This is a genomic window from Dactylosporangium sucinum (assembly GCF_014647515.1).
Taxonomy (GTDB): domain Bacteria; phylum Actinomycetota; class Actinomycetes; order Mycobacteriales; family Micromonosporaceae; genus Dactylosporangium; species Dactylosporangium sucinum.
The window spans coordinates 1-7,840 of the sequence record NZ_BMPI01000122.1 but is presented as its reverse complement, the minus strand read 5'-3'; the positions used below and the strand labels follow the sequence as shown (position 1 = coordinate 7,840).

Annotated in this window: 5 protein-coding genes; 4 read left to right on the top strand and 1 reads right to left on the bottom strand. The window is 66.8% G+C overall.

Annotated features, from left to right (window positions below):
* Window positions 1-144: 144 nt before the first annotated feature.
* Window positions 145-1,734 carry a hypothetical protein gene (locus tag IEZ31_RS54015; RefSeq protein ID WP_190257979.1) on the bottom strand — a complete coding sequence of 530 codons (1,590 nt, stop codon included), beginning with the start codon at window positions 1,732-1,734 and terminating at the stop codon, window positions 145-147.
* A gap of 561 nt (window positions 1,735-2,295) precedes the next feature.
* Between IEZ31_RS54015 and IEZ31_RS54010 the strand changes: the two genes are divergently transcribed.
* The 4 genes from IEZ31_RS54010 to IEZ31_RS53995 all read left to right on the top strand — a co-directional run.
* A complete protein-coding gene (locus IEZ31_RS54010; protein ID WP_190257978.1) occupies window positions 2,296-4,938 on the top strand; it encodes a tetratricopeptide repeat protein in 2,643 nt (880 codons plus the stop codon).
* A gap of 711 nt (window positions 4,939-5,649) precedes the next feature.
* The gene (locus IEZ31_RS54005; protein ID WP_190257977.1) at window positions 5,650-7,044 is read left to right on the top strand and encodes a hypothetical protein; all 1,395 of its coding nucleotides are present in this window, start codon (window positions 5,650-5,652) and stop codon (window positions 7,042-7,044) included.
* 137 nt (window positions 7,045-7,181) lie between these two features.
* Window positions 7,182-7,340 carry a hypothetical protein gene (locus IEZ31_RS54000; RefSeq protein WP_190257976.1) on the top strand — a complete coding sequence of 53 codons (159 nt, stop codon included), beginning with the start codon at window positions 7,182-7,184 and terminating at the stop codon, window positions 7,338-7,340.
* 192 nt (window positions 7,341-7,532) lie between these two features.
* Window positions 7,533-7,840 (top strand): helix-turn-helix domain-containing protein (locus IEZ31_RS53995; protein ID WP_190257975.1); only part of this gene is annotated, 308 nt, incomplete at its 3' end.

Below are 7,840 nucleotides of genomic sequence, written 5' to 3'. Positions count from 1 at the left end.
GCGGGTCTTCGGCGACGCGGTCCTCTACGACACCGACCTGGCTCTCGCTGGCCGCCGCGCTGCTGGCCGCGGCGAGCACCCCGGAGGAGCCCCGCCGGGGCCGCCGCCCCACCTGGTCGCCGCGGCCGCCCAGCATGAGGCGTTCTACCTCGCGACGTAGGCGTCTTCCGCGAGGGCAAGGCGCACTCGCGTCAGTTCGCGAGCGAGTTCGGGCGCCGCAGCGGCCACCCCGGCCAGATCAGCGCGCATGCTCAGGACGCCGGACCACAACACCGCTCGGCCCGCCTCGTTGACCTCGACGGCATCCGCCAGCCGCCCTTGTGACAGCGCCGCCGCAGCGGCGTCCCGGCCGACGTCGGCGGCCAAGGCGAGGCGGAACTCCCGGTCCGGCCGGCTCGTGCCGGGCCAGACCAGCAGCGGAAGGAGGTCGAGGGCCAGCCTGGACACCGCCAGCGCCCCAGCCGGATCCTGGAGCGCCATCCGGACCGAGGTGAGGAAGCGCGCAGCCCGGACTCGCATCGCCGGCCGGGCCAGGCGATGGTGCACGACTGCGGCCAGGTGCGACTCGACCGCGGTCACGTCGGACAGGGTGTCGTGACGGACCGCGGAGGCCAGCCGTACGGCAGCGGCGACCATCCGGGCATCAGCATGATCGGGCTCATCGGGCGGCGTACTGCGGACCGCTACTGCGGCCGCCGCGACCGCGGACCGAAGGTCATCGTCGCGCCGACCAGCCGCGTAGATGCTCAGGTACGTCCGGGCCACGGCCACCATTGCGTGCGACCAATATGCGGTGCCTTCCGCCTGCCGCGCCGCCGCCTGCAGTTCGGGCAGCATGCGCCTGGCCAGGCGAACGTACGGCTCACGCTCCGTGGACGGGCCACCCGGTTGCAGCCACTGCGCCGGGTCCAGATAGTCAATGTCTGCCTCCAGCATCAGCGACCAGTTCGCCACCACCACCGGACGGATGGCCTCGACCGTGTCGAGCCGGTCGAGCAGCCGTTCGTGGTGCAGGCCAGCTTGCTCACGAGCATGCGGATCGCCGGTACGGCGATAGACGTTCATCTCCACGGCCGCGAGGTGGGCCACGTACGCGGCGAGCTCGGGATGGTCGTCGGGCAGCTGCGCAACGACGTCGGCGGCCAGGAGCCGGGCCTCGACCAGGTCGGCCGACTCCCCGAGTTTGGTGAAGCGTACGGCCAGGATGGTGCTGAGCATGTAGGCGGTCTTCGGCCGGAGTGTAGGCGGTGCCTCCTGGTGCGCCCGCCGGGCCAGATCGAGCGCCTCGCTGAGGTCCGCGAAGTCCCCGGCTGCCTCGAACCGGGACCGCAGCGTGAAGGCGAGGTTGCACATCAGCTTCGGCGACTGCTCCGGCGCGACGGTGCCGGCACGTTCCAATGCCGTCCGGATGTGCCGCAGCGCCTCCTCGATGTCGGCCGGATCTCCGCCATGCTGATAGCGCGCCTGGAGCAGTCCGGCCAAGCCGGCGTGAAAGTCGGGGGGTACCGAGGTCCGTGATCCGGCCCGTTTGAGCTCGCGGCAGCCTCGATTGATCCCCTCGTCGAGCAGCGTTACGTCGCCCCGGGCGAGATACAGGGCCCGCAGGTCGCCCATGAGGCCCGCGGTCGTGTCCAGGTGACGCGGGTGCTTCCTGGGCAGGAAGAACAGCGCGCGCCAGTCGCGCGACAAAGCCCGGGGCAGCCAATCTGGCACCCGATCGTCCGCACCGCTCACACTCCACCTCTTCCGATGCGCCGGAAACTGAATTCGCGCGTGCCCTGATTTCGGCTCGACGTTGTGCCGAGTACCTGCCCTGCTGGATGAGGCGGACTGGCACATACAAATACGGCCTCTGCACAGCGACGTGGAGCGGATTCTGGAGTCGCAGCGTGCCGGCGCTTGCCGAATAAATTATACCGGCTCGAGGCCCAAGACAGTCGATATGGGGCACGGCCTCACCGGCGCGACGCACAGCGCCGTTTGACCAGCATGGCCACCGAACATGATCGGGACACTGACGACGGCCCATACGGGTGGGCCCGGGAAACGGACCTGGAGCAATCCAGGCAAGGCGCTCGGGTCCTACCTTGGCGGCGGCGAGGCCGAGGCGCCGCGAGCCGCTGTCCTTGAGCTCCGCGAACAGCATCTGCGACTCGTCGTTGACGGGCTGGTCGTGGACTGTATCAACATCGGCCAGGCCGTTGCAGACAGCGGCATCGGCTCTACGATGTACGTCGTGTCCGCCAGCCCTGGGTTTCGAGGAATCGCCGATTCTCGCCATCCTGGAGAGCGCCGATGATCGCCGACCCCGACCTGTTCTCCAACAGCGTGGCAGCGATTCGAACGTGTGTCGTCGCCTTCACCCACCGTCGCGAGTTGGATGGCTTGCTCGCCGATGAGACCTCCCAGATAGCTGGCGAACTATTGCGCCTTGTCCAGAGCGGACACCTCGAGCGTGTCGGTCTGGCCGAGGCGGTGGAAGCGTTGGCGTGGCTGCACTGGTGCCGGGCCGAGGCAGACCCGGCCACTCATGGGAGGATCAACTTCCGTACTGCGGTTCAGCTCTTTCAGCGGCTGACAGCGATCGACGTTGACCGCATTCCACAACCACTTCGGCTTATTCTGGCCGCGCCGTCCACCGAAGTCGAGGACAACCAACGGGTCGACGCCGCACATGCGCTGGTTCACTTGTCGCTCAACGGTCTTGGTGCGTGGATGCTCGACGGTGCGGTCGAGGCGATCCGGATCGGAGTCGCCGGAACCTCGCGAGCGCACCCTGACCGAGACCGTCTGCTTGACATATTCGGCAGAGTGCTCCGTGGACGGTTCAGTCGTGATGGTCGTATCGACGATCTCGAGGAGGCGTTGTCAGCGGCGCGTGCCGCGCTCGCTGTCACGTATGACGGTCACCCGCGGCAGGCGATGCACCTGGCGAACCTGTCCAGCCTCGCTCTGCTGCGGTTCGGTTGCCTCGGTCAATCGACTGATCTGGACGAGGCGATCTCGTCAGGGCGTGCCTGCGTAGCTCTCATCCCGACGTCCGACCCCAACCGGGCTTCGGTCATGGCCAACCTCTGTGCCGCCTTCACCGCGCGATTCGGCGACTCCCATGCAGTGGAGGACCTCGACGAGGCTGTCCAGATCGGACGAGACGCGTTGCGGACCGCAGTGAAAGGTGCAGACCTTGCTCCAGTTCTCGTGAATCTCGGCCAGGCGTTGCGGGGGCGGTACGTACGCACCGGTGCAGCAGTTGACCTCGACGAAGCGATCGCTCACCTACGTGCAGTTCGGCCAGGCAACATCAACGATCTCCATAATTTGACGGCTCGCTCGTCGATCCTCGGCAACGCGCTGCTGTCACGGTTTCGGCGCAACGGAACAACGGACGACCTCACTGAGGCGACCGACTGCTTCCGCTCGGCGCTTGCGACGATGCCTCACGATCACATCAACCGAGCAGGGCTGCTGGTACAACTCGGAACAGCACTGGAGATTCGACTGGATCAAGAGGCTACTGCCGAAGGCCTCGACGAGGCCATCGCTGCATACGAGGAGGCACTCATTGCTCCTGGTGCGGAAAGCGTACGCGTGGGTTGTCGTACAGGTTTGGGCAACGCGCTACGGATCCGTTACGAGCGAACGGGAGTCCTCGACATCGGGCAAGCGGCAGTCCAGGCACTTCGGGAAGCGGTCGACCTCGCCGATCCCAAGGATCCCGACTTTCCGATCTACGCGTCGAACCTGAGTAACGGACTTCGGCGGCTGTTTGAGGGCACCGGCGCGCGTGTCCACCTCGACGACTCCATCACCTTCATTCGCGCCGCCATCGAGGCTGCGCCGCAAGGTCACGTTCTGCGAACGACGTTTCTGTCGAATCTGGGGCTCGCCCTGCAGGCTCGTGCGGACTGGACTGGCGAACTGGCCGACAGCGAAGAAGCGATCGCGGTAGGGAGCGCAGCTGTAGACGCTACCGCCGCAGACGACCACAGCCTCGCCCTGCGGCAATCCAACTTGGGCAACTCGTTGCTGCACAGGTTCGAGTTGTCTGGTGAACTCGCCCACGCTGACGATGCGGTTGAGATGCTGCGCGCAGCCGTTGACGCAACACCGATCGGCCACCCTGATCGAGCACTTCGGCTCTCCAACCTCAGCGGGAGTCTTCAGGCCCGGCATGACCGCTTCAATGAACTGCGCGACCTCGCCGAGGCCGTTGTCCTCCTCCGCGATGCTGTGGGCGCATCACTGGTTTTCGATCCAGCGCGGGCCGTGTACCTGTCAAATCTGGGAGTCGCCCTGCGCCAACTGGCGGTCCGCACTGGCGAGCGGGCGGCCCTCGACGAAAGCATCGACATCGCCCGCTCGGTGCTCTCCTCTACCTCGGCCGAGCATTCGCGGCGCGGACTGTTCCTGGCAAATCTGGCCGAAGCCATGCGACTCAGATTCGGCCGTGACGGCGAGCCAGACGATCTACGCGAAGCGATCGCTGCGTGGAACGCCACGTCGCTAATGACCAGTGCGGCCGTGTCCACACGCGTCCAGGCGGCTGCAGTCCTGGGCAGGACCCACGCAGACCTCGGCCAGTGGCAGTCGGCTGCGGATGCGTATGGGGCAGCGGTCGAGTTGCTGCCGCTGACCACCGGCAGGGCCCTGTCTCGCCGCAGCAGCGAACGCGCACTCCAACGACGTAACGGGCTTGCCACTCATGCGGCTGCCTGCATGCTTGCCGCCGACCGACCACAAGCAGCAGTCGAGGCACTCGAACGCTCGCGAAGTGTGCTTTGGGGAAGTCAACTCGACACTCGCGATGCTGCCACCGTGTTGCGGGAGGCAGCGCCTGATCTGGCGGAGCGTCTCGACGAGTTGCGCGCCTACCTCATAGAGCCAGATTTAGCAACTATTGATGTTAGATGGGCGCATGTATCGATCGGACCGGACTGATTCCGGGACGCCGATCTCAGTCAGTTGGCTCGGCTGGAAAGTGATGGGATGATCGACAACGGCGATGGACGAGTCGATCGGGTTGTAGACCTTCTGCGCGCCGCCGTCGACTCGACGCCACCGGCTACGCCCGACAAGGATTTACACCCGTTAATCTCGCCGCCGCGCTCGTGCAGCGGTTCAAGGACCGCGGTCAACCGGCTGACGTGGACGAGGCCGTGACGATCGGGCACACTTGCCGGTACCGTGACCGAATCCTCGCTGCGGCCGGTGGTGCTGAACAATCTCGGCGATGCACTGTGGACCCACGCCAGGACCGGTGGGTCGGCGAACGACCTCCGCGAGGCTTTGCCTCGTTGTGCGCGGCGACGAGAGCCGCACCCGCGTCCGGACCCGTGACAGCGACGATATATGCCAACCTCGGTCATGCCCTGACAGACGTGGCCGACCGGACCGGCCGGCTCACGTATCAGAACGACGCGGTGAATGCCTGCCAGGCAGCTGCGGGACAGCCTGGGCGCCGCCGATCCAGGTCTTCAGCGAGCTCCGAGTTGACTCGTCGGCGTAAATCAGAGGCCAGCTAAGCTGGCCCCACGATGTGGCGCGATAAGATTCGAACCCACAACCTGACCCCCCACCGTCGTCAGGGCGGGCGCCGACACGGGCGGATTGGCCGGCATAACCGAGGCGGTGGACGCCTACCATTGCCCGATGGTTCTGTTCGACCCCGCCGACCTCATCCTCAACGCCAATGACGAGCAGCTCGGCAGGTTCGTCGATCTGCTGAACACCGGAGCGGCCGATCCGCGATTCGCTCATATCCGGGAGACGCTCTACGTCCTGCCCTTCGCCTTCCTCGAGCGGTACCAGGCAGGCCGGCGGGCCGATCAGCTGGACCAGGCGATTGCGACTTCCCGGACTCTGCTCAGGGAGGACTTCGACTCCGACCTCACTGCTTCGGCGCAGGCAAATCTCGCCTCGGCACTGGTACTTCGGTATGAGCTGACCGGCGAGGCGCCCGACCTCGAGGAGGCGATTGCCACATCCCGAGCATCGCTCACCGGCCCGGTGGCGGGTGACGAGCGGGCCGGGCGACTGGCGACGCTCGCTCACCTGCTCGCCAAACGGGCTGACCACTACAACTCCGCCAAGGACCTGGAACGCGCTGTCGACCTGCTCGAAGAATCGGTCCGGGTACCCGAGGCGAGCCCCGAAAAGCTGGGGCAGTGCTGGTCCGATCTCGCCGGAGCTCTGCGCGACAGGTATCACCGAAGCCGAGACATGGATGCCCTCGTTCGTGCTGTCGCCGCGTTAAGGAAAGCGGTCGAGCTCTCTCCCACAGGCAGCGCCCACCACCAGATGAACAGGATCAACCTCGCCGGCGCTCTGCGTGACTATGCGTCCGCCACCCGGAACATAGGCGAGCTCGATGCAGCCCTGGCAGATGCCGAGGCAATGACTGAAGAGCTCCCGCCGACGGATCCCAGGTTGGCGGATTATCTGTTCACGCTGGGCACGGGCCAGCTGTCGAAGCTTCGGCTCGTGGGCGGCGCGGACGCGGCTCGGGTGGCGCAGGCAACGCTGCAGGATGCGCTGAATCGCACGCAACCGGACGAGCCGATCTACGCGAGCATCGCTATGAGCCTGGCCGAGGCGTTCCTCTGGGACGAGAACCGTTCCGTGGATGCCTTGCGCCTGCTCGACCTGATCACCGATCATTCCTCGGCTCCGGCCGGCGGCCGGTTCGATGCCGCGAGACTGGCCGCGGAGCTGCGCGTCTCGCTGGGCGACCTGCGGCCAGCCCTGTCGTCCTGGAGGAAAGCAGTCGATTTACTGCCGGTGGTGGCCTGGCGCGGGTCGAACTATGCCGAGCGGCAGGCAGTTCTCGGGCGGCACACGGGCACGGCAACCGAGGCCGCGGCGTGTGCGGTGGCCGTGGGCCGTTCGGCCGAGGCCGTCGACATGCTGGAGATCGGGCGCGGAGTGCAGTGGAGCCAGCTGCTCGAGGCGCGGACGGATCTTGCCCGGCTGCGTGCCGTCCGGCCCGGGCTGGCAGCACGCCTGGAGACGGTGGGCATGACGCTGAATGCCACCCATCACTGTTGACGACGGGCGCGGTAAGGTAGAAGGGACCGCGCCGGGGTGCACCAGTCCTGGACTCTCAAGGCCGCGGGCGCGTGTAATGCCCTCATGGGTCCGCCTCGGATGCTTGATGACAGGAACGCACGAGCCGGAGCCGCCGCATGAGCGACAAAACGTTGCCGTTTCTCGTTCGCCGGGTCTGGGCCGCCGAGGACGGCGACGACGGGCCGGTGCTCGACCGCAACGCGCTGGCGAAGGTCGCGGGGCTCCGGCGTCGGTCGCTTCAGGATCATGGCCACCCCCGCAGGATGAGCTACTGATGATCGCCTGGACGCACTGGCGGTGGAGGCCGGCGACGGCCAGGACGACTTCCGCCGAGCTCAAGTGCGGGATCTCGCTTACCGCTCTCACTCGACATCACCGTGGGTCCCGACTGACAAGCATGCGATCCGGCCTCTAGTGTTGCGTGATGCTGGTTGCGTTATGTCGGGTCGGTCGTCGATCCTGGTGTGATGCTGACCGAAGGCCAGCTCGCGGAGTTGCGGGCGGTGATCAACAGCCGGAACGCGCCGGCCGTGGTGGCGACCCGGGCGCGGATCGTGTTGTGGATGGCGGAAGGCCGGCGCCGGAAGGATGTTGCGGTGCTGACCGGGGTGTCGCTGCCCACTGTGGACCGTTGGGTGGACAGGTACGCGGAGCACGGGCTGGCCGGTCTGGAGGACGGCTCGCACGCCGCTCCTCGGGAGCAGGTCCCGGCCGCGGTCCGGGCCCGGATCCTGGCGTTGACCCGGGCCACCCCGCCGGTGGAGACCGGGCTGTC

What these genes read in the sequence shown, in the direction of transcription:
- IEZ31_RS54010 (WP_190257978.1), top strand. Translation starts at nt 2,296, where the DNA reads ATGATCGCCGACCCCGACCTGTTCTCCAACAGCGTGGCAGCGATTCGA.
- IEZ31_RS54005 (WP_190257977.1), top strand. Translation starts at nt 5,650, where the DNA reads ATGGTTCTGTTCGACCCCGCCGACCTCATCCTCAACGCCAATGACGAG.
- IEZ31_RS54000 (WP_190257976.1), top strand. Translation starts at nt 7,182, where the DNA reads ATGAGCGACAAAACGTTGCCGTTTCTCGTTCGCCGGGTCTGGGCCGCC.